This window comes from Pseudomonas sp. S3_A03 (assembly GCF_054668275.1).
The window spans coordinates 3,309,389-3,335,191 of record NZ_CP162753.1 but is presented as its reverse complement, the minus strand read 5'-3'; the positions used below and the strand labels follow the sequence as shown (position 1 = coordinate 3,335,191).

The window sequence follows — 25,803 nt, the reverse complement described above, 5'->3', positions numbered from 1 at the left end:
CCCACAGTTGGATAGGTGCAGGTCTTTAGATCGCATTACTTACCGAGTTTGCGCAGCTCATCCGACTCGACGATCCGCACCCCATCCTGCTCTTCCAGTGCCAGGCGCCACATGGCGCGGGCCAGTTCGCACACTTCGATGCCGTGGTACTTGCCCGGAATCAAGCGCGACAACGGGCCGGCCAGTTGCTCGGCCAGGCGGGGTTCCAACCGTTCCCCCAGTAATAGAGACGGGCGCACGATGGTCAGTTGCGGCCAATCCTGCGCCTTCAGCGCCTGCTCCATTTCGCCTTTGACCCGGTTGTAGAACACCGAGGATTGCGGATCGGCGCCAATCGCACTGATCACGATCAGATGCCGCGCGCCCATTTCCCGTGCGCGCTTGGCGAAGGTCACGACCATGTCCAGGTCGACAGCCCGGAACGCCGCCTCGGAACCGGCCTTCTTGATGGTGGTGCCCAGGCAGCAGAAAGCAATATCCACGCGACCGCTCAGTTGCGCCAGCAATACCGCCGGGTCACCCACCGGGTTTTCCAGGTGCGGGTGTTCGGCCAAGGGCTTGCGGCTGGGCGCGAGTACGCGGGTGACGGTGGGTTCGTTGAGCAGGCGATCGAGCAGGTGTTCGCCGGTAAGGCCAGAGGCGCCAGCGAGCAAAATATGCTGAGGTGTCAGGTACATAGTGTTTCCCCCTTGTTACACGTTACAGCTTAGTTGCCTTTGGCTTCCTTGCTATTCATTGAGACGCTTTCGAGCGCCTTTCGTGCCTGCTGCTTGCGTAATAGTTGCCAGTGAGCGATCACCCCTTTAGGCGCCCACATCTGCGGTTCGGAGGGCTCGAAGTTGTCTGCCTGTTCGCGCTCGGTCACGTGCAGTTGCGCCAGCTTGAAGGCTTGCTGCAGGTCGTCGGTCTGGTTGAAGGCTTGGGCGAAGAGGGCGTCGCCGAAGTAGGTGAAGTCAGCCTCTTCGGAGCAGCCGAAGGACACGCGGTCGGCTCGCGAGGCGGTCATGATCAGCGTGCGATCGTCTTTGAGCGCGGGGATAAACCCTCCGGAGTAGCAGGCGGAAATTACCACGATTTTGTCGCGGTTCTTCAGCGGGGCGAGTACGGCCGCCAGCTCGTCGGCGGGCAGGTCGGCGAGTTCCATGCGCGGTTGGTCCAGGACCAGTTCGTGTTCGTGGGTGCCGTGGCTGGTCAGGTAAATAAACACCAGGTCTTCCGGCCCGGTGCGTTCGGCCAGGGTTTGCACGGCACGGCGCAGGCTTTCACGGGTGGCCAGCGGGCGATCGGCGATATGGTCGCGGTGGTTGACCAGGCGGATCTGCCCGCGCGCGCCGAAGCGTGAGGCGAGCATGTTGCTGACGTAGTCGGCTTCGCGCAGGAACACGCTTTGCTTGCCATCGCCGGCCAGCGCCAGGGTATACAGCTCGACGGCCGGCGTGGAGGTGGGCACGGCGGCGAGTGCCGCATCGAGCAGGCGACCCTGGGCCAATACGCCGATTTCCAGAGGGTCGGGCAGCAGCTTGCCGTCGGCGTCACGCACGCGCATGCCGTTGACCCATGTGCCGGCCTGTACGGTGCCGTCGGTGAGTACCAGGGTGCCCCGGCCTTGATAGTTGTCGCTGTCGAAGCCACCGATGTAGAAGCTGCCGTCCGTGAGGTTCAGGCGGCCTTCGCCGGTGAAGCGCCAGTCGCTGAACTGGCCGACGTAGTGGCTGCCATCCACCCCGATCAACTCGCCCTTGCCGCTGAGCGCGCCCTCCTTGAACTGGCCGATCCACACGTCGCCGTCGGCGTTTTCATAACGGCCCTTGCCGTTGAGTTGGTTCTGTTTGAACTGGCCGACATAGATGTCGCCGTCAGCGCTGTTGAAGGTGCCGTTACCCTCCAACTGGCCATCGACGAAATGGCCGCTGAACTGGTTGCCGCTGTCGTCGTTGCGCTGGCCTTCGCCGTTCGGCTTGCCGTGGGCGAACTGGCCCTGGTATTGGCTGCCGTCGGCCAGCTCCAGGCGGCCGAGGCCGGAATACTGGTCGTCCTTGAATTCGCCGCGATACGTCATCTGCCCCTCTTTGAGGGTGCCTTCGCCGTTGCGCCGGCCGTTGCTGAAACCGCCGACATAGTGGCTGCCCGCCGTGGTCAGGCTGCCCTGGCCGTCGAACAGGCCCTGCTTGAACTGGCCTTTATAGACTTCGCCGTTGCTGCCATGCCATTCGCCCTGGCCGTGCCACTGGCCCTTATCGAACTCACCGGCGTACCAACTGCCATTGGGGTAGTCGACGCGGCCCTGGCCTTGCAGCAAACCATTGACCACATCGCCCCGGTAACGGCCGCCATCGGGCAGGCGCGCATCGGGCGGCAACAGCGATTCGCCGTCTCCGCAAGCGGTGAGCAACAGGGCAAGGGCGAGGGGGGCGAGTGGGCGCATAGCGGGATCCGGATAATTGAGCGCCGAGTATGCCGCAGCTGCAGGTTTCATACATAAATTTACATACCCTGTGGTGAGTTTCAGTGCCTCACCACAGGGAAAACCTTATACGAAGCAGAGTGACAGCGACTCGGCGATGTAAGCCGGTTTTTCCTGGCCCTCGATCTCAAGGGTGGCGGTGGCCTTGAACAGCCACTGGCCAGGTTTTTTCTCGGTGACGCTTGTCAGGGTCACGTTAAGGCGCACCTTGGAGTCGACCTTCACCGGCTGGATAAAGCGCACGCTGTCCAGGCCGTAGTTGATCGCCATCTTCAGGCCTTCGGGCATGATCAGAATGTCTTCCATCAACATGGGCATCAGCGACAGCGACAGGAAACCGTGGGCGATGGTGCTGCCGAACGGGGTTTGCGCGGCCTTGACCGGGTCGACGTGGATGAACTGATGATCGCCGGTGGCCTCTGCGAACAGGTTGATACGGGCCTGGTCGATGGTGAGCCATTCGGAACGTCCCAGTTCCTTGCCGACATAATCGTTGAGCTGCGCTACGGGTACATAGGGCATTGCGTCTCTCCTTGGTCCATCGATGCTGTTTTTAGGGGTTACAGAGAACCAATGTAGATCATCATGGGCACCCGGCCCGGTCAACCCACCATGCTTTTGGCGAATGCCGATGCATAGCGCGGGCGTGCTTATAATGCGGGCGGGTCTTGAGGGGAGAGAGCGGATGCTGTTACGCGGGCTGACATGGCTGGTGTTGTTTCAATTGATCGGCACGGCCATCAATCATTTATTGCTGCCGGTGCTGCCGGGGCCGATCATCGGCCTGCTGCTGATGCTGGGTTATCTGGTGTGGCGTGGCGAAGTCGGCGAGCCCCTGAGCCTGGCGGCCAGCAGCCTGCTGCGTTACCTACCGTTGCTGCTGGTGCCGCCGGCGGTGGGGGTGATGGTGTACGCCAAGGATATCGCCGCCGACTTCTGGGCCATCGTCGGCGCGTTGGTGTTGTCGCTGGTGGTGGCCATGGCCTTTGTCGGTGTGCTGATGCAGCAGATGGTCAAGCGCAAGGAGAAGGACCAATGATGTTCGACTGGCACGGCGCGTGGACGGCGGTGATCCATCACCCGCTGTTCGGCATCGGCATCACCCTCGGCGCCTATCAGCTGGTGCTGGCGGGCTTTGAGAAAACCCGCTGGATCTTCCTGCAACCGGTGCTGGTCTCTATGCTTTTGGTGATCGGGGTGTTGCTCACTTGCGGCTTGAGTTACGCCGAGTACCGCAAGAGCACCGAGATCCTGGGGGTTCTGCTCGGCCCTGCGACAGTGGCCCTGGCCGTGCCGCTTTATCTGAACCTGCGACGGATTCGCCAATTGTTCTGGCCGATTTTTACTACGCTGGTAATAGGCGGGGTGCTGGCCACCGGCCTGTGTGTGCTGCTCGGCTGGTGGTTTGGCGCCGAACACATGATGTTGATGACCATGGCGCCCAAGTCGGTGACCTCGCCGATTGCCATGTTGGTGGCCGAGCAGATTGGCGGCGTGGCGGCCCTGGCGGCCGTGTTCGTACTGATAACCGGTGTGGTGGGCGCGATGGTCGGCCCGGCGCTGCTGACGCTTCTGCGCGTACACGGCCCCGAGGCGCGTGGCATGGCCCTGGGCATGACCGCCCACGCGGTCGGCACCTCGGTGGCCCTGCAGGAAAGCGAAGAGTGCGGTGCCTTTGCGGCGCTGGCCATGAGTCTGATGGGCGTGGCTACGGCGGTCTTCCTACCGCTGGCCGTGTCGGTAATTGTTTAAACCAGGTTTAAGGAAGCCTTTATGAGTCTGGCGCTGTTCCCGCTCAATACCGTGTTGTTCCCCGGTTGCACCCTCGACCTGCAAATATTTGAGGCGCGCTATCTGGATATGATCAGCCGCTGCATGAAAAAGGGCGAAAGCTTCGGCGTGGTCTGCATCCTTGGCGGCAAGGAGGTCGGCATGGCGGCGGATGGCTATGCATTGATTGGCTGCGAAGCGCTGATTCGCGACTTCAAGCAGCAGGACAACGGCCTGCTCGGCATTCGCGTCGAAGGCGGCCGCCGTTTCCGGGTGCGGGAGGCCGGGGTGCAGAAGGACCAACTGCTGGTGGCCGACGTGCAATGGCTTAAAGAGGTGCCGGACCAGCCACTGCACGAAGAAGATGCTGATTTGCTGGCCTTGCTTGAAGCACTGGCGGAGCACCCGATGGTCGCATCGTTGGACATGGACGCCAGTGCCGAAGGCCAGCAAGCCTTGGGCAATCAGTTGGCTTACCTCTTGCCCTTCACCGAAGCCGACAAGATCGACCTGTTGCAACTCGATGACCCGCAGCAGCGCCTGGACGCGATCCAGATGCTGCTCGACGAGTTGCAGGGTGAACTCTTCACTTAGTAGGCATAACGCAACAGTGCGTGGGAAGTGCCGGTGAGTGCGATAAAACTGAACACCGCCACAATCGCCGGCAACAGCAGCCACCAGGTTTTCTTGCGCATTGCCGGCAACGGGCTGCGGTACTGGATAGCGGTCAGGCTGAGCGCACACACGGTCATCGCCAGCAACGTGCCGGCGAGGATGTCGCTGGGCCAGTGCACGCCCAGGTACACGCGGGACAAGGCGATAAACGCGGCGGGAATGCAGCCCAGCAGTATCCAGGTCAGGCGCAGCCGTATCGGTTGGCCGCGACCCGCCAACACCGCCAGCGCCAGGAAAAACGCGAAGGCGCCGGATGCATGGCCGCTTGGCATGCTGAAACTGGTCAGTGGGTCGGTCAGGATTTCGGGGCGGCCACGCGCGAAAAACAGCTTGGTGCCGGTGTTGATGACCGCCGTACCCGCCAATGCTGCGCCGACAAAGATCGCGTGACGCCACTGCCGAGCCAGCAACAGCAGGCCGGTGAACACGGCGCTGGCGATAAACATCTTCTTGAACTCGCCCAGCTGCGTCACCCTCACCATGGTTTCATCCAGCCAAGGGCTGCGATGTTCTTGCACCAGCGCACTCAGGCCCTGGTCGAAGTCGTTCAGGTGCGGGTAGCCGATAAACAGCGCAATCAACAGAACCAGGCTGGCGCAACCGACCCATAAGGTAGCGCGTCGATGTTGGCGCAGGCTGCTGTTGAGGCTCAGGCCCAGCAGCAATGCCAGACACGCCGTGACCACGCCCGCTTCAGGCCAGAAACCTTCAGGCAACGGCAAGCGGAACGCGGCGCCGGTGGCCCAGCCGGGCAGCAGATACGCCACCGTCCAACCGGCTGCGGCGAGCATGCTGACCAGGGCAAAGCGCGGGAATGGCATATCGCACATACCCGCTACCATCGGCAGCATGGGGCGCAATGGGCCAATGAAACGTCCGACCAGCAGGCTGGCAATGCCGTACTTGTGGAAGTAGGTTTCGGCGCCGTTCATCCATTCCGGATGGTGGCGCAGGCCGGGCAGGCGGCGGATGTTCTGATGGAAATGGCGCCCTAAAAAGTAGGAAACCCCGTCGCCCAATAAGCCTCCCAGAAAGCCCATCAGCAAGGTTTCACTCAACGACAGCGCACCGCTGCCGGCCAGCGCGGCGATAGCGAACAACAACACCGTGCCGGGCACGATCAAGCCGGCAATGGCCAGGCACTCCACGCACGCGACGACAAACACCGCCATGGCCAGCCATTGGGGGTTCAGGGTCAGCCAGCCGGTAATGCTATCGAGCCATTGGCTCATACGATCCACTCCATCAATGCGATACAGGCTCTTCAGCGCTGCGGGTATCCATGTGCAGCACGAACAGCTGTGTTCAATTCATCCAATCAAAAAATAGTCGCGGCCTTCGACCTGGCCCCGACGCAGCGGGTTCCGTGTGCAGTAAGGCGCATAGCCAGCATCGACGAAGCGGTACATCAAATGCGCGTCACGCCCGCTGGGAATACCCAGCCGCGTGGTCTGGATAATCTGCGTGGGCACCTGGCCCACATCTTCTACATACAGCAGCTCCTGGTCGAACCGCTTGGCATCCCACATGGGCACTTTCAGCCCCAATGCCTTGCATAGCAGCGTCTGCCCCGCGCATAGCTTTTGCGAGGTGCGCGGGCTGCCGTCGGCGTTTGGGTTGTTCAGCAGCATCTGCGCGAGGCTGGCGGGGCCGGAGACATTATCGACCCACGGGTAGGCCGATTTGATCAGCACCGCATTGCCCGGGCCATGGGCACTGAAGTTCAGGGAGTCGCCGCCACGGGCGTAGTACATGTAGATATGGCCACCATCCAGAAACAAAGCCTTACGCTTTTCTGTGTAGCCGAGTGAGGCGTGGCTGCCTTTTTCGGCCAGGTAATAGGCTTCGGTTTCAATAATTCGCGCCGAAAGCCAGATTTCGCCGACGCGATGGCGTATGACTTTTCCGAGCAATTGGCACGCGAGTATCTGCGCGTCACGGTCGAAGAAGCTGTCGGGCAGGGCGCTGGCGGGGCGTTTGGGCAATGGGCTGGGCATGGTGGTCAGGAGAAATACGGCTAAATGTGACGGAATCATAACAACTCCCACCTTAATTACCGCTGAACCCCAAGTTTTTACAGTTCATTTCGACCATCCGCCCCTCACCGCTGTCAGTCGAGCGGCGTCACGGCTATAATCTGCCGCTTTCCTCTTTGCCAAGACTCCCTGACCATGACTGAGTCCGTTCTTGACTACATGACCCGCCTGGGTCGCGCTGCCCGGCAGGCCTCGCGGTTGATCGCCCGTGCGAGCACGGCGCAGAAGAACCGCGCCTTGCTGGCGGCCGCCGATGCTCTGGATGCTTCGCGCTCCGAGCTCGCCGCCGCCAACGAGCTGGACCTGGCCAACGGCCGCGCCAATGGCTTGGAGCCGGCCCTGCTGGACCGCCTGGCACTGACGCCGGCACGTATCGACGACATGATCGAAGGCCTGCGTCAGGTGGCCAAGCTGCCTGACCCCATCGGTGAAATCCGCGATATGCGCTACCTGCCGTCCGGCATCCAGGTCGGCAAGATGCGCGTGCCCCTGGGCGTGATCGGTATCATCTATGAGTCGCGTCCGAACGTGACCATCGACGCCGCGAGCCTGTGCCTCAAGTCCGGCAACGCCACCATCCTGCGTGGCGGCTCCGAGGCGATCAATTCCAACCGTGCCATTGCCGCCTGCATCCAGCAGGGCCTGGCCGTGGCCGAGTTGCCGGCCGAAGTGGTGCAAGTGGTCGAGACCACCGACCGCGCCGCCGTGGGGGCGCTGATCACCATGCCGGAGTACGTCGATGTGATCGTGCCGCGCGGTGGCAAGAGCCTGATCGAGCGTGTCAGCCGTGATGCCAAGGTGCCTGTCATCAAGCACCTGGACGGTGTATGCCACGTGTTCATCGACATCGCCGCCGACCTCGACAAGGCGATCCGTATCGCCGACAACGCCAAGACCCATCGCTACGCGCCGTGCAACACCATGGAAACCCTGCTGGTGCATGCCGGCATTGCCGAGCGCGTGCTGCCGCCGCTGGCTGCCATCTACCGCGATAAGGGTGTCGAGTTGCGAGGCTGCGAGCGCACCCGTGCGCTGTTGGGCGCGGACGTGATCGAGGCGACCGAGCAGGACTGGTACACCGAATACACGGCGCCGATCCTGTCGATCCGCATCGTTGACGACCTGGACCAAGCCATCGAACACATCAATAAGTACGGTTCCAAGCACACCGACGCCATTGTTTCCGAGCATTTCAGCGATGCGCGACGTTTCCTCAACGAAGTGGATTCCGCTTCGGTGATGGTCAACGCCTCGACGCGTTTTGCCGATGGCTTCGAGTATGGCCTGGGGGCGGAGATCGGTATTTCCACCGACAAGCTCCACGCCCGTGGCCCGGTTGGCCTCGAAGGCCTGACCAGCGAGAAGTACGTGGTGTTTGGCGACGGTCATGTGCGCACTTGATGGCTAAACGCATCGGGCTGCTCGGCGGTACTTTCGACCCCGTGCACATCGGCCATTTGCGCAGTGCCCTGGAAGTCGCGGATGCCCTGGCGCTGGATGAGCTGCGCCTGACCCCCAATTTCCGGCCGCCGCATCGCGACACGCCGCAAGTGTCACCGCAACAACGTTTGCAAATGGTACGCCTGGCCGTAGAGGGCATACCGCCGCTGGTGGTGGACGATCGTGAACTCAAGCGCGATAAACCGTCCTACACTGTCGACACCCTGGAACTGATGCGCGCCGAGTTGGCCGCGGATGACCAGCTGTTTCTGCTTTTGGGCTGGGACGCATTTTGCGGCCTGCCCTCTTGGCATCGCTGGGAGGAACTCCTCCAGCATTGCCACATCCTGGTGCTGCAACGCCCGGATGCCGACAGCGAACCGCCGGATGCCTTGCGCAACCTGCTGGCCGCGCGGTCGGTAAGTGACCCTCGGCCCTGACCGGGCCGAACGGGAATATTGCATTCGTCTGGCAAACCCCGCTTGCGGTGTCTGCCACCCAGATCCGTCAACTGCTGGCCAGCGGGAAGTCGGTACGTTTCCTGGTGCCTGACGCGGTCCTGGCCTACATCGATGCGCACGGGCTTTACCGTGCGTCGAACTGAAAAGGCGCGCTTGAACGCACGAACAGTCGTGCAGCGAGCGCCCGAACATACGAGCAAAACGAGTTTTATATGACGAACAAAGACGTAAGCAAAGTTAAGCGCAAAGGCACCTTCAAAAGCGCCCCGCTGCCGGTCGAAGCCCATGTTGGCCCGGAACTGGCTGGCGAAGAGCTGGTGAAAGTCGCCGTTGCCGCCCTGGAAGACGTGAAGGCCCAGGACATCCAGGTCCTGGACGTACGCGACAAGCAGAGCATCACCGATTTCATGATCATCGCCACCGGTACCTCCAACCGCCAGATCGGCGCGATGCTGGACAAGGTGCGCGAAGCCGTCAAAGCCCAGGGCGTCAAGCCACTGGGTGAAGAAGGCAAGGGCGACAGCGACTGGGTGTTGCTGGACATGGACGACGTGATCGTTCACATGATGACCTCCAACGCCCGCCAGTTCTACGACCTGGAGCGTCTGTGGAAAGGCGCCGAGCAGAGCCGTGCCGCCGATGGCAAGCACCACAGCCCGGAAGTGGGCCACGCACACTTCGACAAGCTCAACAAAGACCAGGAATAAGGAACGGCTGTGCGCCTGCGTCTGATCGCTGTCGGTTCACGCATGCCCAAGTGGGTGGAAGAAGGCTGGCACGAGTATGCCAAGCGTCTGCCCGCCGAGCTGTCGCTTGAGCTGGTGGAAATACCGCTCAATACCCGGGGCAAGAATGCCGACGTGGCGCGTTTTATCCGCCAGGAAGGCGAAGCCATGCTGGCCAAGGTCGGCCCCAACGAGCGCATCGTCACCCTCGAAGTGCACGGCAAGCCCTGGAGCACCGAGCAACTGGCGGTGGAACTGGATCGCTGGCGCCTGGATTCGCGCACGGTCAACTTCATGGTCGGTGGCCCCGAGGGGCTGGCGCCGGAAGTGTGCGCGCGGGCGGATCAGCGCTGGTCGCTCTCGGCGCTGACGCTGCCGCACCCGTTGGTAAGGATTCTGATCGGTGAACAGCTGTATCGCGCCTGGACAGTTCTGTCCGGGCACCCTTACCACAAATAATCTGCGCCCCTCCCGATGACCCAGCCGATCCGCATCAAGGACCATGAGAAAGACGCACGTCTTGTACGTGCGCGCGTGGTGTTTGGCGCGATCATGGTGGTGGCGTTGATTGGGGTGCTGATCGCCCGCCTGTATTTCCTGCAAGTGGTCCAGTACGACTATCACTCCACGCTGTCGGAAAACAATCGGGTGCATGTGCAACCGATTCCACCGACCCGTGGGTTGATCTTCGACCGCAACGGCGTGGTGGTCGCGGATAACCGGCCCAGTTTCAGCCTGAGCATGACCCGCGAACGCTCCGGCGATTGGCAGCAGGTACTCGATGTGATTGTCGAGGTGCTGCAGTTGACCCCGGAAGATCGAGTGGTCTTCGAAAAACGCATGAAGCAGGGGCGACGGCCATTCGAGCCGGTGCCGATCCTGTTCGAGCTGACCGAAGAGCAGATCGCACGTATCGCGGTCAACCAGTTCCGCCTGCCGGGTGTGGAAGTGGTGGCGCAGTTGGTGCGCCACTACCCGCAAGGGCCGCATTTTGCCCACTCGGTCGGCTATATGGGGCGTATCAACGAAAAAGAGCTCAAAAGCCTCGACCCCGTCAATTACAGCGGCACCCATCATATCGGCAAGACCGGCATCGAGCGTTTCTACGAGCCCGAGCTGCACGGCCAGGTGGGTTACGAAGAAGTCGAGACCAACGCCCGCGGCCGCGTATTGCGCGTGCTCAAGCGCACCGATCCGGTGCCCGGCAAAGACATTGTGCTGAGCCTGGACATCAAGTTGCAGGAAGCGGCCGAGATGGCCCTGGGCGGTCGGCGCGGCGCCGTGGTGGCGCTGGACCCGAAGACGGGTGAAGTGCTGGCCATGGTCAGCCAGCCGAGTTTCGACCCCAACCTGTTTGTCACCGGGATCAGCTTCAAGGCGTACGCCGAGTTGCGCGATTCCATCGACCGGCCATTGTTCAACCGCGTGCTGCGCGGCCTCTACCCGCCCGGCTCGACCATCAAGCCGGCCGTGGCGATTGCCGGCCTGGATGCCGGTGTGGTGACCGCATCGAGCCGGGTCTATGACCCCGGCTATTACATGCTGCCCAACTATGATCACAAATACCGTAACTGGAACCGCACCGGTGACGGCTATGTCGATTTGGATACGGCAATCATGCGGTCCAACGACACCTATTTCTACGACCTGGCCCACAAGCTGGGGATCGATCGTCTGTCTGCCTACATGGGCAAGTTCGGCCTTGGTCAGAAAGTTTCCCTGGATATGTTCGAAGAGTCCCCCGGACTGATGCCATCGCGGGAATGGAAGCGTGCCACCCGACGTCAGGCGTGGTTCCCTGGTGAAACGCTGATCCTCGGGATTGGCCAGGGCTATATGCAGGCAACGCCATTGCAACTGGCCCAGGCGACCGCGCTGGTGGCCAACAAAGGCATCTGGAATCGACCGCACCTGGCCAAGACCATCGAAGGCGAAAAGCCGGTGGATGACAATCCGATTCCGGACATCGTGCTGCGTGACCCGTCCGACTGGACCAAGGTCAACCATGGCATGCAGCAAGTGATGCACGGTGCCCGTGGTACCGCGCGCAAAGCGGCGATCGGCGCGCAATACCGCATTGCCGGCAAGAGTGGTACGGCCCAGGTGGTTGCGATCAAGCAGGGCGAGAAATACGACCGCTCCAAGGTCCAGGAACGCCACCGCGACCACGCGTTGTTTGTCGGCTTTGCCCCGGCGGACGACCCTAAAATCGTCGTGGCGGTGATGGTGGAAAACGGCGAGTCCGGCTCCGGCGTCGCCGCGCCCGTGGTGCGCCAGGTGATGGACGCCTGGCTGCTGGGCCCCGACGGCAGGCTCAAGCCCGAATATGGCGGCCCCCCTTCAACCCCCGAGGTTACGGCCAGTGAAGAGTAATTTTGACCGCATCCTCTCCAGCGAAGACGTGATGCGTCGCCGCGCGACGTTGCTGCAGCGCATGCACATTGATGGCCCGTTGTTGATCCTGCTGCTGACCCTGGCCGCCGGCAGCCTGTTCGTGCTGTATTCGGCCAGTGGTAAAAACTGGGACCTGCTGATCAAGCAAGCGTCCTCGTTTGGCCTTGGCCTGTTGTCGATGGTGGTCATCGCCCAGTTGGAGCCGCGCTTTATGGCGCGTTGGGTGCCGCTGGGGTATGTCGCCGGCGTGTTGCTGCTGGTGGTGGTGGATGTCATGGGCCACAACGCGATGGGGGCGACCCGCTGGATCAACATTCCAGGGGTGATTCGCTTCCAGCCGTCGGAATTCATGAAGATCCTGATGCCGGCCACTATTGCCTGGTATTTGTCCAAGCGCACACTACCGCCGCAGCTCAAGCACGTGGGTATCAGCCTGATCCTGATCGGCGTTCCCTTTGTGCTGATTGTGCGTCAGCCGGACCTCGGCACCTCGCTGCTGATCCTGGCCGGTGGTGCGTTCGTACTGTTTATGGGTGGGCTGCGCTGGCGCTGGATCCTCAGCGTGCTGGCCGCCGCGGTACCTGTGGCGGTGGCCATGTGGTTCTTTTTCATGCACGACTACCAGAAGCAGCGGATCCTCACCTTCCTCGACCCGGAAAGCGACCCGCTGGGTACCGGCTGGAACATTATCCAATCCAAGGCCGCCATTGGTTCCGGCGGAGTATTTGGTAAGGGCTGGTTACTGGGCACCCAATCCCATTTGGACTTTTTGCCCGAAAGCCACACCGACTTCATTATTGCGGTGCTGGGCGAAGAGTTCGGCCTGGTGGGCATTTGCGCGTTGTTGCTGATCTATTTGCTGCTGATCGGGCGGGGCCTGGTCATTACCGCCCAGGCGCAGACGCTGTTCGGCAAATTGCTCGCCGGCAGCCTGACCATGACTTTTTTTGTTTACGTTTTCGTCAACATCGGTATGGTCAGTGGCCTGTTGCCGGTGGTTGGGGTGCCGTTGCCGTTCATTAGCTACGGCGGAACTTCGCTGGTGACATTGCTGTCAGCGTTTGGGGTTTTGATGTCGATTCACACGCATCGCAAGTGGATCGCGCAGGTTTGAATAAGGTGAAGATGTCAATGCAAGTAATGCGCGGCTGGGCGACTCGGCATGCGTCCTGGATGAGCCTGATTGGGCTGCTGGGCGCAACGCAAGAGGCGCTGGCCGGTGACTACGATGGTTCACCCCAGGTCGCCGAATTTGTCGGTGAAATGACCCGCGACTACGGTTTCGCCGGTGAACAACTGATGGGCGTGTTCCGCGAAGCCCAGAAAAAGCAGGCGATCCTGGATGCCATTTCCCGTCCCGCCGAGCGCGTGAAGCAGTGGAAAGAATATCGCCCGATGTTCCTCACCGACGCCCGTGTGGCCCGGGGTGTGGACTTCTGGCGCCAGCATGAGGCCGTGCTGGCCCGCGCCGAGCAGGAATATGGCGTGCCAGCCCAGGTGATTGTCGCGATCATCGGCATCGAAACCTTTTACGGGCGCAATACCGGCAGTTACCGGGTGATCGACGCCTTGTCGACCCTGGGCTTCGACTACCCGCCGCGCGCCGACTTCTTTCGCAAGGAACTGCGCGAGTTCCTGCTGTTGGCCCGCGAAGAGCAACTCGACCCACTGACCCTCAAGGGTTCCTACGCCGGTGCGATGGGCTTGCCGCAGTTCATGCCGAGCAGCTTTCGCGCCTATGCGGTGGATTTTGACGGCGACGGCCATATCAATATCTGGAGCAACCCTGACGACGCCATCGGCAGCGTGGCCAGCTACTTCAAGCGCCACGGTTGGGTCGCCGGCGAGCCGGTCGTGATCCGCGCCGAGGTGACCGGGGACCGCGCCGATGAAGGGCTGACCCAGGGTATCGAACCGGCCAAGACGGTCGGGGAGTTGCGGGCGCTGGGCTGGTCGAGTCAGAATGCGCCACGCGATGACATGCCGGTCACGGCGTTCCGCCTGGAAGGCGAAAATGGCCCTGAATACTGGATGGGCCTGAAGAATTTTTACGCAATCACGCGTTATAACCGCAGTGTGATGTACGCCATGGCGGTGCATCAGCTGTCAGACATGCTTATCCAAGCACGGGGCAACAAGTAATGCGGGCATCGCTGTTCAATCAACCGCTCAAGCTGGTGGCGTTCGCCGCGTTGTCCCTGCTGGTCGTCAGTTGCTCCACCAGCCGGGCGCCGACGCAGAAGTCCGGCGGCACGGCAGTGCGTTCACAGCCGGGCCTGGACATCAACCGCGCGCACAAAGACGGCGCGCCGTGGTGGGATGTCGACGTGTCGAAAATCCCGGATGCCACCCCGACCCTGCACACCGGCCCCTATAAGGCCAACCCTTATACGGTGTTGGGCAAGTCCTATTTCCCGTTGCAGGATTCCAAGACCTACGTGCAATCGGGCACGGCGTCCTGGTATGGCACCAAGTTCCATGGCCAGAACACCGCCAACGGTGAAGTGTATGACCTGTATGGCATGAGCGCGGCGCATAAGACGCTGCCGCTGCCCAGCTATGTACGGGTGACCAACCTGGACAACAACCGCACGGTGATCCTGCGGGTCAACGACCGCGGGCCGTTCTATTCGGACCGCATCATCGACTTGTCCTACGCTGCCGCGAAGAAACTCGGCTATGCCGAAACCGGTACCGCGCGGGTCAAGGTCGAAGGTATCGACCCGGCGCAGTATTGGGCCCAGCGTGGCAAGCCGGCACCGTTGATGCTCAACGAACCGCAGACCCCGCAGCCCCAGGTGACCGCGTCGACCGGCAAGATCGAGCAGTGGACGCCGCCACCGCAGCAGCACGCGCCGGACACGGTGGTTGTGCCCCATGCGGCACCGGGCGCCTCGGCAGCGGGTGGGCAGTACTTGCAGGTCGGCGCTTTCGCCAACCCGGATGCGGCAGAGCTGTTAAGGTCCAAGCTCAGCGGCATGGTCAATGCCCCGGTGTTCATCAGCTCTATCGTGCGTAACCAGCAGACCCTGCACCGCGTGCGCATGGGGCCGATCGGTTCGCCGAGCGAAGTCGCCCAGGTACAGAACAGTGTGCGCCTGGCCAACCTGGGGCAACCCAGTGTAGTGACCGCCGAATAAAAAGATTGATGGTGCGGGCGCGTGCGCGTGCCCGAACCCTGGTTGTTGGCTCTTTGAACAATAAAAACCCGAAGGCAAGGGGAGAGCGGGCAACCGAACACGTGACAGTCTGGTAGCGGGCTGTCTGAATAAGTTTTGCCCGCGAGGGCAAGTTTCCATAAGCAATTTCGAGAGACGGATGAACATCACCACCTTAGCCAAACGCACGTGCCTGCTTCTTTCGCTGATCATCACCCCCGCCGCCTGGGCGGTTGAAATGGTGCCGGCTTCACCGCAACTGGCCGCCAAGGCCTGGGTGCTCATGGATGCCGCCAGCGGCAACGTGTTGGTCGAGAGCAACGGTGACCAGCGCCTGCCGCCGGCCAGCCTGACCAAGCTGATGACCGCCTACATTGCCACCCTGGAAATCCGTCGCGGCCAGATCGGTGAAAACGACCCGGTGACCGTCAGCGAAAACGCCTGGCGTACCGGCGGTTCGCGGATGTTCATCAAGGTGGGTTCGCAAGTCACCGTGAGTGACCTGCTGCACGGCATCATCATCCAGTCGGGTAACGATGCCAGCGTCGCCCTGGCCGAGCACATTGCCGGCAGCGAAGACGCGTTCGCCGACATGATGAACAAAACCGTGGCCGACCTGGGCATGACCAACAGCCACTTCATGAACCCGACCGGCCTGCCGAACCCTGAGCATTATTCGTCGGCTCACGACATGGCGATCCTGGCCCGCGCGATCATTCGTGTCGACCCGGTGCATTACGCGATCTACTCCCAGAAAGAGTTCTTCTGGAACAACATCAAACAGCCTAACCGCAACCTGCTGCTGTGGCGCGACAAGACCGTCGATGGTCTGAAAACCGGCCACACCGACGAAGCCGGCTACTGCATGGTGTCGTCCGCCGTGCGTGATGGCCAACGCCTGATCGCCGTAGTCTTCGGCACCAACAGCGAGCAGGCCCGTGCGGCCGAGACGCAAAAACTGCTGACCTACGGTTTCCGCTTCTTCGAAACCCAGACCTTCTACCAGAAGGGTGCAGAGCTTGCGACCGCGCCGGTGTGGAAAGGCGCCACCTCGCAAGTCAAGGCCGGCCTGGCCGAAGACCTGACCCTGACCATGCCTAAAGGCCAGCTGAAAAAGCTCGCTGCCAGCATGACCATGAACCCGCAATTGGTTGCGCCAATCGCCAAGGGCGACGTGATCGGTAAAGTCGAAGTCAAGCTGGACGACAAGGTCGTGCACAGCGCCGACCTGATCGCGCTGGACGCCGTCGACGAAGGTGGTATCTTCCGCCGCGTGTGGGATAGCATCCGTCTATTCTTCTACGGCTTGTTCAACTGATAGTGTGCACCTGCAGAGCCCCGTGTTGATCCGACACGGGGCTTTGCCCGTCGCCACGGCTTACGCTTACGAGGCCGTTACGCCATGACCGATAAAGAAGTAAAGGCGCCAAAGATCGAATTCCCGGTAACCGATTACCCTATCAAGGTGATCAGCGACACCGGTGTGGGCCGCAAAGACCAGATTCTCGACATCGTGCGTAAACACGCCACGATCAACGATAACCGTGTGGATGAGCGATCCAGCTCGACCGGTAAATACACCACGATCCAGTTGCACATCGTTGCGACCGGTCAAGACCAGCTCTACGACATCAACAGCGAACTGCGGGCCACCGGCTTCGTGCACATGGTGCTTTGATGTCACAGGTCCTGGGCTTTCGCGAGCTCGGCCAGATGGCTTACGAGCCGGTCTGGCACGCCATGCAGCGCTTCACCAATGAACGCGGCACGTCGGCCCCCGATGAAATCTGGTTGGTGGAGCACCCTGCGGTGTTCACCCAGGGGCAGGCCGGCAAGGCCGAGCATCTGCTGCTTCCGGGCGATATTCCGGTGGTGCAGGTCGACCGAGGTGGCCAAGTGACTTACCATGGCCCCGGTCAGCTTGTCGCTTATCTGTTGCTGGATGTGCGCAAACTGGGCTTTGGTGTGCGTGAACTGGTGAGCCGCATGGAGGCTTGCCTGATTGAACTGCTGGCCAGTTACGGCGTGACCGCCATGGCCAAGCCGGATGCACCGGGTGTGTACGTCGACGGCGCGAAAATCGCCTCCCTGGGGCTGCGCATTCGTCACGGTTGTTCCTTTCACGGCCTGGCCCTGAATGTGGACATGGACCTGGCGCCGTTCCGGCGGATCAACCCGTGTGGCTATGCCGGGTTGGCGATGACACAGTTGAGCGACCACGCGACACCGATTAAATTTGCCGAGGTAAGTGCCCGGCTGCGCGCGCAGCTCGTCAAACACCTCGACTATGCTGAGCAGACGACCCTTACGGGCGGAATCGACTGACTATGACTACTGATGCAGTGCAAACCATGATCCCGACGCTGGACGTCACCGAGCGTCCGGCTGCGGCCCCGCGTGCCAAGGTGGAAGCCGGCGTCAAGCTGCGCGGCGCCGAGAAGGTTGCACGCATCCCGGTGAAGATCATTCCGACCACCGAACTGCCGAAGAAACCCGACTGGATCCGCGTGCGCATCCCGGTTTCGCCGGAAGTCGACCGTATCAAGGCGCTGCTGCGCAAACACAAGCTGCACAGCGTGTGCGAAGAGGCGTCCTGCCCGAACCTCGGCGAGTGCTTCTCCGGCGGCACCGCGACCTTCATGATCATGGGTGATATCTGCACGCGTCGTTGCCCGTTCTGTGATGTCGGCCACGGCCGGCCGAAGCCACTGGACGTCAACGAGCCAGAAAGCCTGGCCATCGCCATCGCCGACCTCAAACTCAAATACGTGGTGATCACCTCGGTAGACCGCGATGACCTGCGCGACGGCGGTGCCCAGCACTTTGCCGACTGCATCCGCGAAATCCGCAAACTGTCGCCGAACGTGATGCTCGAAACCCTGGTCCCGGACTACCGTGGCCGTATGGACGTGGCGCTGGAAATCACCGCCGCCGAGCCACCGGACGTGTTCAACCACAACCTGGAAACCGTGCCGCGCCTGTACAAGGCCGCGCGTCCGGGTTCGGACTACCAGTGGTCGCTGACCCTGCTGCAGAAATTCAAGCAGATGATGCCGCACATCCCAACCAAGTCCGGGCTGATGCTGGGCCTGGGCGAAACCGACGAAGAAGTCATCGAAGTCATGAAGCGCATGCGCGAGCACGACATCGATATGCTGACCCTGGGCCAGTACCTGCAACCGTCGCGCAGCCACTTGCCGGTGCAGCGTTTCGTGCACCCGGACACCTTCGCCTGGTTCGCCGAGGAAGGCTACAAGATGGGCTTCAAGAACGTCGCTTCTGGCCCGCTGGTGCGTTCTTCGTACCACGCCGACGAACAGGCCAAGCTGGTCAAGGCGAGCCTGGTTTCGTAAAAAATCTGCGCCACACCGCAGATCCAATGTGGGAGGGGGGCTTGCCCCCGATAGCAGGGTGTCAGGCACTTATCTGTCACTGATACACCGCTATCGGGAACAAGCCCCCTCCCACATTTCGTTGCGCGTTAATTAGGGAGAGTTGTGTATGACCGCCGCCGTTCCAGCCCTTCGTGCTGAAGGCACCATCGCACTGATCGCGCCCGCCGGCCCCGCCGCGCTGGACGTTGAAAAGGCCGGGCAATGGATGCGCGCCCGCGGCTACGACCTGCATATCTTTCCTGGCGTCTACGAGCGCGACGGGTATCTTGCCGGCAGCGATGCAGTGCGCCTGCGCGACCTGCATGCCGCTTTCGCCAATCCCGATATCGATGCGATCTTCTGCCTGCGTGGTGGCTACGGCACGCCACGGCTGCTCGACGCGTTGGATTTCGACCTGCTGCGCGCCAACCCCAAACCATTGGTGGGCTACAGCGACATCACCGCCTTGCACCTGGCGATCAACCGCTACGCCGGGTTCGTGACCTTTCACGGCCCGATGCTTAATGCCGATCTGCTGGGCAACAAACAGCCCCCCACCGAGTCATCCCTGTTCAGCCTGCTACGCGGTGACCTTGGCGCCGGTAGTGTGCTCGCGCACCCGGTTGCCTACCCGTTGACCACCCTTGAGCCGGGCATCGCCTGTGGGCGCTTGCGGGGTGGCAACTTGTCGATGATTGCGGCCGTCATGGGCACGCCTTACGAAATCGACGCTGAAGGCATCATTCTGTTTATCGAAGACGTTAACGAGCCGATCTACCGCATCGACCGCTTGCTGACGCATCTGCGCCTGTCGGGCAAGCTCGCTCAGATCGCCGGTGTGCTGGTGGGGGATGTAGCCGGTGTGGATAACGCCGCGTTGCAGCAGCTGCTGAAACAGACCTTCGCACCGCTGCGCATTCCGGTGTTGTCCGGCTGGCGCAGCGGGCATTGTGATCCGAACCTGACGTTGCCGCTGGGCGCGCTGGTGCGGTTGGATGCGGGGGAGCAGCGGGTGGTGTTGGAGCAGGACGTGGTCGTGAGGTCCTGAATCGGTTGCTGACTGCTGAACCGCATCGGGGGCAAGCCCCCTGCCGCATGGACGCGCGCACTGTGGATGCGGTCAATGTGGGAGGGGGCTTGCTCCCGATAGCAGTAGGCGTCATAAGCCAATCTATCGGCCCTGCAACGACTCCAGCAATTTCACCGTTGGATACCCGTCCGCCGGCCAGCCCAGTGCCTGCTGCGCCGCACGAATCGCCTTACGCGTATTGGCGCCGATAATCCCGTCCGGGTTACCCGCGTCGTAGCCGTTGGCGCTGAGCGCCGTTTGCAAATCGATACGCTGGGAGCGGCTCAGCGGCAGCTCATCCTTGGGCCAATCGCCGCGAATCACACCACCGCCACCAAACCGCTCCGACAGCAGGCCAACGGCCAGCGCATAGGACGACGAGTTGTTGTACTTGAGGATTGCCCGGAAGTTATCCAATACCAGGAACGCCGGGCCACGGTAGCCCGCAGGCAGCAGCAGGGCGGCCGACAGTTGGTCGACGTTGGGCGGCAGGCTGGCCCCGGCTGGCAACTGGATGCCCAGTTTCAGCCATTCGCCTACGCTTTTGCGCACGCCACCGTCGGCCAGTGCGTAATCGAAGTTCGCTGGCAGTTGTTGCACCTCGAAGCCCCACGGCTGGCCTTTCTGCCAGCCGGAGCTTTGCAGGTAGTGCGCGGTAGACGCGAGGGCGTCGGCTGGGCTGTTCCAGATGTCGCGGCGGCCGTCGCCGTCGAAATCCACGGCGTGGGTGTTGTAAGTGGTCGGGATAAATTGCGTCTGGCCCATCGCACCGGCCCAGGAGCCTTTCATCTGGTCGGCCTGGATGTCGCCGTGCTGGATGATCTGCAGCGCCGCCAGCAGTTGCGCCTGGGCAAATGCCGGGCGACGGCCTTCATAGGCCAGGGTCGCCAGCGATCGGATCACTGAGTTATTGCCCTGGAACTGACCGAAGTTGCTCTCCATGCCCCATACCGACACCAGCGCCTGGCGGTCCACGCCATAACGTTGCTCGATGCTTTGCAGGATATCGGCGTACTTGATCAGCAGTGCCTGGCCGTTACGCACACGCACTGGCGACAGGGCGCCGTCGAGGTATTGCCACACAGGGCGGGAAAATTCCGGTTGGCTGCGGTCGGCACGAATCACCGCCATGTCCGGGGTGACGTTGGCGAAGGCGTTATCGAAGACGGCTGGGGTAATCCCGGCTTTCAGCGCATCCACGCGAAAGCCTGCCTGCCATTCGGCGAAAGTCTGGGTCGGTTGGATATCGAGATTGTCCACGGCCAGCGGGGCTACGACAGCGGGTGCTACCACCGGGGCGGCCTGGAGCTTGGGGAGTGGTTGGGCGTCGGCGGCGGTGGGTTTTTCGGCGCAGGCGACAAGCAGAATGAGGCTGGAGGCAGCGATCAGTTGGCGAAGGTGCCAACGACGAGAAAGACTAGAGGGCATGCACAGGTCCAGGGATTACAAATCAGGTACAGACCTTATCATGCCAGAGGGGCGCTTGCCTTCAGGCAGCCAGAAAGTAAGAAGCCTCCCAGCTATTAGACTGGAAGGCTTCGCGGCGGTAGCTGCCTTTGCCCTTGCCGGCGCGTTCCTGACGGCTGCGGAACAGTGGCTGGGCGATGATGGATTTGGCCTTGTTGGGGCCATGCTTGGATGGCTTTTTGCTCATGCTGATTACTCTCATGGGGTGTTTGAACGGCGCAAATAATCTGCCTAAGTCAGGTCGCTGTAAAGCCCATGAATGGTAAACACAATCAAAAATGTAGAAGGGGCAGTTGTCTTGAGGTTACTCGGCAGGCAGTGCCAGGCGCTGACCGGCCATCAGCAGCGACAAACGGCTGAGGCTCATCCATGGCGAACCGGCCGCCTGGCCCTTGATCTGCGCATCAATGCGCTGAGCCTCCAGCAAGAGCTGCGCCCAGCGTTGCGCCGATTGCCGTTGCAGGGCTTTGCTCATCAAGGGTTTGCGCTTGTCCCATACCGGCGGCCTGGCCTGGCTGAAGCACTTGTCGAGCGGCGTTCCCTGGCTGTATTGCAGGGAAATATTGGCCAGCACCCGTAACTCGCGCGCCAAGGCCCAGAGAATCACCGGTGGCTCCACGCCTTCGCCGCGCAGGCCTTCGAGCATGCGCAGGGCATGCGCGGGTTCGCCGTTAAGGATCGCATCCACCAACCCGAACACGTCAAAACGCGCACTGTCTGCCACGGCGCCCTGGACGGTTTCGACAGTAATCTGCCCATCTTCGGCCATCAGCTTGAGCTTTTCGATTTCCTGGGCGGCGGCAAGCAGGTTGCCTTCGACCCGGGCCGCGATCAGCTCGACCGCGTCTTGAGTCGCGGACAGCCCCGATTGCGACAGGCGCTGGCGAATCCATTGCGGTAACTGATTGCTGTCCACCGGCCAGATCTGGATGAACTGGGTCTGTGTCCCTTCCACCAGGGCCTTGCCCCACTTGGTTTTCTGCGCGCTGCCGTCGAGCTTGGGCAGGCTGATCAGCAGCACTGTGTCGTCCGCGGGGCGTGCGCAGTATTCCATCAAGGCCGCCGCGCCTTTGTCACCGGGCTTGCCCGAAGGCAGGCGCAGTTCCAGCAGGCGCTTTTCGGCAAACAGCGACATGCTCGCGCCGGCTTGCAGCAGCGTGCCCCAGTCGAAACTGGCGTCGGCGCTGAACACCTGGCGTTCATCAAAGCCTTGTTGGCGGGTGGCAAGGCGGATGGCGTCCGCGGCTTCCTGGCACAGCAGCGGGTCATCTCCGCTGACAATGTAGACGGGCGCAAGGCCACCTTGCAGGTGTTTGGCGAGTTGGGCGGGTGCGAGTTTCATAGGCAGGGCGAACGGGGCGCCTGTGGCGCCCCGTCTGGCTTACTCGACAGGGACTTCAACAGGCGATTGTTTCGGCGTGTTGTCTTCGTACTCTTTGGCGGCCTTCAACGCGTCGGCATCAGCCTTGGCCTTGTTGTCAGCCGCTTGCTGCAAGGTTTCGAGTTGTTCCGGGGTCAGCATCGACAGGCGCAGGACCAGGCGTTGCACCAGCTCGCGACGCATTTCCTTGCGAACCTGGGTGACTTCGGAATCCGAACCCACCAGGTTGTTACCGTCGTGGCTGACGATTTTTTGTATCTGGATCTTGTCACCCATCAATGGCTGATGGTCGCGGCCCTGGATCTCGAAGTTCAGTTCGGTGCTCACTTCGACATCGGACGCACGCCCGGCGCTGGCGTAGCTCAGGTTACGCTGGGTTTCTTTCTCGTTGGCCAGGAACAGCTTGTAGGTCGCGCCGGTGTAGACGTGCACGCCGCTGCTTTTTAGGACCTGGCGCAATTGGGTGACAGTCTCGCTGTAGGCGTCGCGGGCGCTGACGTCCAGTTCCTTGATCGTCAGGTCGGTAGTGCCGGTGCCGCGCAGCTGGAAGCCGCAAGCGCTCAGCAGTACGGCCAGGCCCATAACCAGCAGGTTGCGTTTGATCATTTTGTTGCTCCCCTTGAAACCATGTGGGCCTTATCGAGGCCCTGAAGGCTTTGTTCGGCGCAGGGCTCAAGCCCTGCGCCCGATCCGATTAGCTAGCGACGATATTGACCAGTTTGCCAGGCACCACGATCACTTTGCGGATCGTCAGGCCTTCGGTGAAGCGCAGCACGTTCTCGTTGCAGCGTGCGGCCGCTTCGACTTCTTCGCGGCTGGCGCTGGCCGGCATGTCGATATGGCCACGCAATTTACCGTTGACCTGGATAACCAGTTGCAGCGTGTCCTGTACCAGGGCGCTGTCATCCTGTACCGGCCAGCGCGCATCGATAACCGCGTCGCTGTGGCCCAGGCGGTTCCACAGTTCGTGACTGATGTGCGGCGTGATCGGCGCCAGTAGCAGGGTGACTGTTTCCAGGCCTTCCTGTACCAGTGCGCGGTCTTGTTCGGTGACCTGCGGGGCTTTTTCCAGCACGTTCATCAGGGTCATCACCTGGGCGATGGCGGTGTTGAACTTGTGGTTCTGGCCCACGTCCTGGCTGGCTTGCTTGATGGCCAGGTGAGTGCTGCGGCGAATGGCTTTCTGCTCGTCGTTCAGGGCCGCCACGTCCAGCTTGGCCGGCAGGCCCTGGCTGACATGGGCGTGCGCCAGGCGCCAGACGCGCTTGAGGAAACGGTGCGAACCTTCGACGCCGGAGTCGGACCATTCGGCGCTCATGTCGGGCGGCGAGGCGAACATCATGAACAGGCGGCAAGTGTCGGCACCGAACTGATCGATCATCGACTGCGGATCGACGCCGTTGTTCTTCGACTTGGCCATCTTCTCGGTGCCGCCGATTTCCACCGGCAGGCCGTCGGCGATCAGCTTGGCGCTGATGACCTTGGCTTTGCTGTCGCGCTCAAGTTGGACATCCGCCGGGTTGAACCAGGTGTAGGCGCCATTGGCTTCGCGGCGATAGTAAGTCTCGGCGATCACCATGCCCTGGGTCAGCAGGTTCTTGAACGGTTCGTTGGAGGTCACCAGGCCTTCGTCACGCATCAGCTTGTGGAAGAAGCGCGCGTACAGCAGGTGGAGGATGGCGTGTTCGATACCGCCGATGTACTGATCCACCGGCAGCCAATGGTCGGCCGCGGATTTCTCGACTAGGCCACCCTCGTAGTGCGGCGAGGCGTAGCGCGCGTAGTACCACGACGACTCGACGAAGGTGTCCATCGTGTCGGTTTCACGCTTGGCCGGCGCGCCGCATTTCGGGCAACTGCACTCGTAGAACTCAGGCATGCGCGCCAGTGGCGAACCGGCGCCGTCCGGCACCACGTCTTCCGGCAGCACGACCGGCAGTTGGTCTTCCGGTACCGGCACGTCGCCGCAGGTGTCGCAGTGGATGATCGGGATCGGGCAGCCCCAGTAGCGTTGGCGGCTGATACCCCAGTCGCGCAGGCGGAACTGGGTGCGCGAGGCACCGAGGTTTTTCTTGATCAGCGCCACTTCGATGGCGTCGAAGGCACCTTGGAAGTCCAGGCCGTCGAACTCGCCGGAGTTGATCAAAGTGCCGTGCTCGCCGTAGGCGTCCTGCCACGGGGCCGGGTTGGTGTCGCCCGAGCTGGTACGCACTACCGATTTGATCGGCAGGTTGTACTGGGTGGCGAATTCGAAGTCGCGCTCGTCGTGGGCCGGTACGGCCATGACGGCGCCATCGCCGTAGTGCATCAGCACGTAGTTGGCGACCCATACCGGCAGTTTCTCCGCCGTCAATGGGTGCTCGACGAACAGCCCGGTCGGCAGGCCTTTTTTCGCTTGGGTGGCGACGTCGGCTTCGGCCACGCTGCCGCCTTTGCATTCGGCGATGAACGCCGCAAGCTCAGGGTTGTTCTGTGCGGCTTGGGTGGCCAGCGGGTGTTCGGCGGCCACGGCGACGTAGGTCGCGCCCATCAGGGTATCCGGGCGGGTGGTGAAGACCTTGAGGGCACCGGCCTCGCCGATCGAGTCGACGTTGTACGGGAACTGTACTTCCATGCCCTTGGATTTGCCGATCCAGTTGCGCTGCATGGTCTTGACCTGTTCAGGCCAGCCCGGCAGGTCATCGAGGCCCGACAAGAGCTCATCGGCGTAGGCGGTGATCTTGAAGTAGTACATGGGGATCTGGCGCTTTTCGATCACCGCGCCGGAACGCCAGCCGCGACCGTCGATCACCTGTTCGTTGGCCAGTACGGTCTGGTCGACCGGGTCCCAGTTCACGGTGCCGTTCTTGCGATAGATCACGCCTTTTTCGAACAGGCGTGTGAACAGCCATTGCTCCCAGCGGTAGTAGTCCGGCTTGCAGGTGGTCACTTCGCGGGACCAGTCCACCGCCAGGCCCAGGCTGCGCAGTTGGGTCTTCATGTAGGCGATGTTCTCGTAGGTCCACTTGGCGGGAGCTACGTTGTTTTTCATCGCGGCGTTTTCCGCCGGCATGCCGAAGGCGTCCCAACCCATGGGTTGCAGGACATTCTTGCCTTGCATGCGCTGGTAACGGGAAATCACGTCACCGATGGTGTAGTTGCGCACGTGCCCCATGTGTAGCTTGCCGCTGGGGTAAGGGAACATCGATAGGCAGTAGTAAGTCTCCTTGCCCGGCTGTTCACTGACTTCAAAGGACTTTTGCTCGTCCCAGAAGGTTTGGGCGGCATTTTCTATTTCACGGGGCTGATATTGTTCGTGCATGGCTACTTTTGAACTGAATAGGGGTGGCCTAATCCTCTTCGGAGCATTGTCCAGGTAGATCGACACCAAAAAGCGGCGCGTCCGTGCC

At 61.7% G+C, this 25,803-nt stretch carries 25 protein-coding genes and 1 pseudogene; 16 read left to right on the top strand and 10 right to left on the bottom strand.

Annotated features, from left to right (window positions below; translation table 11 throughout):
- Nucleotides 1-35: 35 nt before the first annotated feature.
- The 3 genes from AB4O25_RS15165 to AB4O25_RS15155 all read right to left on the bottom strand — a co-directional run bounded on the left by AB4O25_RS15165 (nt 36) and on the right by AB4O25_RS15155 (nt 2,986).
- Nucleotides 36-677 carry an oxidoreductase gene (locus AB4O25_RS15165; RefSeq protein WP_017528951.1) on the bottom strand — a complete coding sequence of 214 codons (642 nt, stop codon included), beginning with the start codon at nt 675-677 and terminating at the stop codon, nt 36-38.
- Between the two features lie 29 nt (nt 678-706).
- The gene (locus AB4O25_RS15160) at nt 707-2,425 is read right to left on the bottom strand and encodes a C13 family peptidase (protein WP_017528950.1); all 1,719 of its coding nucleotides are present in this window, start codon (nt 2,423-2,425) and stop codon (nt 707-709) included.
- A gap of 105 nt (nt 2,426-2,530) precedes the next feature.
- Entirely contained in the window at nt 2,531-2,986 is a 456-nt protein-coding gene (locus AB4O25_RS15155) for a MaoC family dehydratase (protein WP_017528949.1), read from the bottom strand.
- Nucleotides 2,987-3,149: 163 nt separating this feature from the next.
- Here AB4O25_RS15155 and AB4O25_RS15150 point away from each other — a divergent pair, with 163 nt between their 5' ends.
- The 3 genes from AB4O25_RS15150 to AB4O25_RS15140 are packed head-to-tail and all read left to right on the top strand — an operon-like array spanning nt 3,150 to nt 4,828.
- The gene (locus AB4O25_RS15150) at nt 3,150-3,503 is read left to right on the top strand and encodes a CidA/LrgA family protein (RefSeq protein ID WP_017528948.1); all 354 of its coding nucleotides are present in this window, start codon (nt 3,150-3,152) and stop codon (nt 3,501-3,503) included.
- Entirely contained in the window at nt 3,500-4,216 is a 717-nt protein-coding gene (locus AB4O25_RS15145; protein WP_017528947.1) for an LrgB family protein, read from the top strand. The genes AB4O25_RS15150 and AB4O25_RS15145 overlap by 4 nt, the downstream gene beginning before the upstream one ends.
- Nucleotides 4,217-4,237: 21 nt before the next feature.
- Nucleotides 4,238-4,828, top strand: coding sequence for an LON peptidase substrate-binding domain-containing protein (locus tag AB4O25_RS15140; RefSeq protein ID WP_017528946.1), 591 nt, complete (start codon nt 4,238-4,240; stop codon nt 4,826-4,828).
- On the opposite strand, the gene AB4O25_RS15135 is transcribed toward AB4O25_RS15140, so the two are convergent.
- Both AB4O25_RS15135 and AB4O25_RS15130 read right to left on the bottom strand, forming a co-directional pair.
- Nucleotides 4,825-6,141, bottom strand: a complete 1,317-nt coding sequence (locus AB4O25_RS15135; RefSeq protein ID WP_017528945.1) for a bifunctional DedA family/phosphatase PAP2 family protein — start codon at nt 6,139-6,141, stop codon at nt 4,825-4,827. The two genes, AB4O25_RS15140 and AB4O25_RS15135, sit on opposite strands and share 4 nt — an antisense overlap.
- A gap of 78 nt (nt 6,142-6,219) precedes the next feature.
- Nucleotides 6,220-6,906, bottom strand: a complete 687-nt coding sequence (locus tag AB4O25_RS15130) for a DNA-3-methyladenine glycosylase (RefSeq protein WP_065876802.1) — start codon at nt 6,904-6,906, stop codon at nt 6,220-6,222.
- A 174-nt stretch (nt 6,907-7,080) separates the two neighbouring features.
- On the opposite strand from AB4O25_RS15130, the gene AB4O25_RS15125 reads away from it, so the two are divergent.
- From AB4O25_RS15125 to AB4O25_RS15065, 13 genes and pseudogenes are all read left to right on the top strand, one after another.
- The gene (locus AB4O25_RS15125) at nt 7,081-8,346 is read left to right on the top strand and encodes a glutamate-5-semialdehyde dehydrogenase (RefSeq protein WP_017528943.1); all 1,266 of its coding nucleotides are present in this window, start codon (nt 7,081-7,083) and stop codon (nt 8,344-8,346) included.
- Nucleotides 8,346-8,989, top strand: a pseudogene (gene nadD / locus AB4O25_RS15120) (nicotinate-nucleotide adenylyltransferase). The gene AB4O25_RS15125 and the pseudogene nadD overlap by 1 nt, the downstream one beginning before the upstream one ends.
- A 69-nt stretch (nt 8,990-9,058) precedes the next feature.
- Complete coding sequence (rsfS, locus tag AB4O25_RS15115; RefSeq protein ID WP_003176298.1) at nt 9,059-9,553, top strand: ribosome silencing factor; 495 nt, start codon at nt 9,059-9,061, stop codon at nt 9,551-9,553.
- A gap of 9 nt (nt 9,554-9,562) precedes the next feature.
- Nucleotides 9,563-10,030 carry a 23S rRNA (pseudouridine(1915)-N(3))-methyltransferase RlmH gene (rlmH, locus tag AB4O25_RS15110; RefSeq protein WP_003176297.1) on the top strand — a complete coding sequence of 156 codons (468 nt, stop codon included), beginning with the start codon at nt 9,563-9,565 and terminating at the stop codon, nt 10,028-10,030.
- Nucleotides 10,031-10,045: 15 nt separating this feature from the next.
- Nucleotides 10,046-11,944 carry a penicillin-binding protein 2 gene (gene mrdA / locus AB4O25_RS15105; RefSeq protein ID WP_017528941.1) on the top strand — a complete coding sequence of 633 codons (1,899 nt, stop codon included), beginning with the start codon at nt 10,046-10,048 and terminating at the stop codon, nt 11,942-11,944.
- A gap of 31 nt (nt 11,945-11,975) precedes the next feature.
- Nucleotides 11,976-13,079: a rod shape-determining protein RodA gene (rodA, locus tag AB4O25_RS15100; RefSeq protein WP_050554003.1), complete on the top strand. Its 1,104-nt coding sequence runs from the start codon at nt 11,976-11,978 to the stop codon at nt 13,077-13,079.
- Between the two features lie 17 nt (nt 13,080-13,096).
- Nucleotides 13,097-14,107, top strand: coding sequence for a lytic murein transglycosylase B (mltB, locus tag AB4O25_RS15095; protein WP_017528939.1), 1,011 nt, complete (start codon nt 13,097-13,099; stop codon nt 14,105-14,107).
- Entirely contained in the window at nt 14,107-15,105 is a 999-nt protein-coding gene (locus AB4O25_RS15090) for a septal ring lytic transglycosylase RlpA family protein (RefSeq protein WP_017528938.1), read from the top strand. The genes mltB and AB4O25_RS15090 overlap by 1 nt, the downstream gene beginning before the upstream one ends.
- Nucleotides 15,106-15,283: 178 nt before the next feature.
- Entirely contained in the window at nt 15,284-16,441 is a 1,158-nt protein-coding gene (locus AB4O25_RS15085) for a D-alanyl-D-alanine carboxypeptidase family protein (protein ID WP_017528937.1), read from the top strand.
- 84 nt (nt 16,442-16,525) lie between these two features.
- A complete protein-coding gene (locus tag AB4O25_RS15080) occupies nt 16,526-16,801 on the top strand; it encodes a DUF493 domain-containing protein (protein WP_017528936.1) in 276 nt (91 codons plus the stop codon).
- Nucleotides 16,801-17,448 (top strand): lipoyl(octanoyl) transferase LipB, encoded by a 648-nt coding sequence (lipB, locus tag AB4O25_RS15075; protein WP_017528935.1) that lies wholly within the window; start codon nt 16,801-16,803, stop codon nt 17,446-17,448. The genes AB4O25_RS15080 and lipB overlap by 1 nt, the downstream gene beginning before the upstream one ends.
- Before the next feature lie 26 nt (nt 17,449-17,474).
- The gene (gene lipA / locus AB4O25_RS15070; protein ID WP_161979900.1) at nt 17,475-18,476 is read left to right on the top strand and encodes a lipoyl synthase; all 1,002 of its coding nucleotides are present in this window, start codon (nt 17,475-17,477) and stop codon (nt 18,474-18,476) included.
- A gap of 148 nt (nt 18,477-18,624) precedes the next feature.
- The gene (locus tag AB4O25_RS15065; RefSeq protein WP_460149722.1) at nt 18,625-19,545 is read left to right on the top strand and encodes a S66 peptidase family protein; all 921 of its coding nucleotides are present in this window, start codon (nt 18,625-18,627) and stop codon (nt 19,543-19,545) included.
- A 123-nt stretch (nt 19,546-19,668) separates the two neighbouring features.
- Here AB4O25_RS15065 and AB4O25_RS15060 read toward each other — a convergent pair whose 3' ends face one another.
- The 5 genes from AB4O25_RS15060 to leuS all read right to left on the bottom strand — a co-directional run bounded on the left by AB4O25_RS15060 (nt 19,669) and on the right by leuS (nt 25,715).
- Complete coding sequence (locus AB4O25_RS15060) at nt 19,669-20,994, bottom strand: lytic murein transglycosylase (RefSeq protein WP_460149721.1); 1,326 nt, start codon at nt 20,992-20,994, stop codon at nt 19,669-19,671.
- A 61-nt stretch (nt 20,995-21,055) separates the two neighbouring features.
- A complete protein-coding gene (gene arfA / locus AB4O25_RS15055; RefSeq protein WP_003176285.1) occupies nt 21,056-21,220 on the bottom strand; it encodes an alternative ribosome rescue factor ArfA in 165 nt (54 codons plus the stop codon).
- A gap of 117 nt (nt 21,221-21,337) precedes the next feature.
- Nucleotides 21,338-22,375 (bottom strand): DNA polymerase III subunit delta, encoded by a 1,038-nt coding sequence (holA, locus tag AB4O25_RS15050; RefSeq protein ID WP_460149720.1) that lies wholly within the window; start codon nt 22,373-22,375, stop codon nt 21,338-21,340.
- A 39-nt stretch (nt 22,376-22,414) separates the two neighbouring features.
- Nucleotides 22,415-23,020, bottom strand: a complete 606-nt coding sequence (locus tag AB4O25_RS15045; RefSeq protein WP_017528930.1) for an LPS-assembly lipoprotein LptE — start codon at nt 23,018-23,020, stop codon at nt 22,415-22,417.
- Between the two features lie 88 nt (nt 23,021-23,108).
- On the bottom strand, nt 23,109-25,715 hold the full coding sequence (gene leuS, locus AB4O25_RS15040) for a leucine--tRNA ligase (protein WP_068936658.1): 2,607 nt from the start codon (nt 25,713-25,715) through the stop codon (nt 23,109-23,111).
- Between the last annotated feature and the right edge of the window lie 88 nt (nt 25,716-25,803).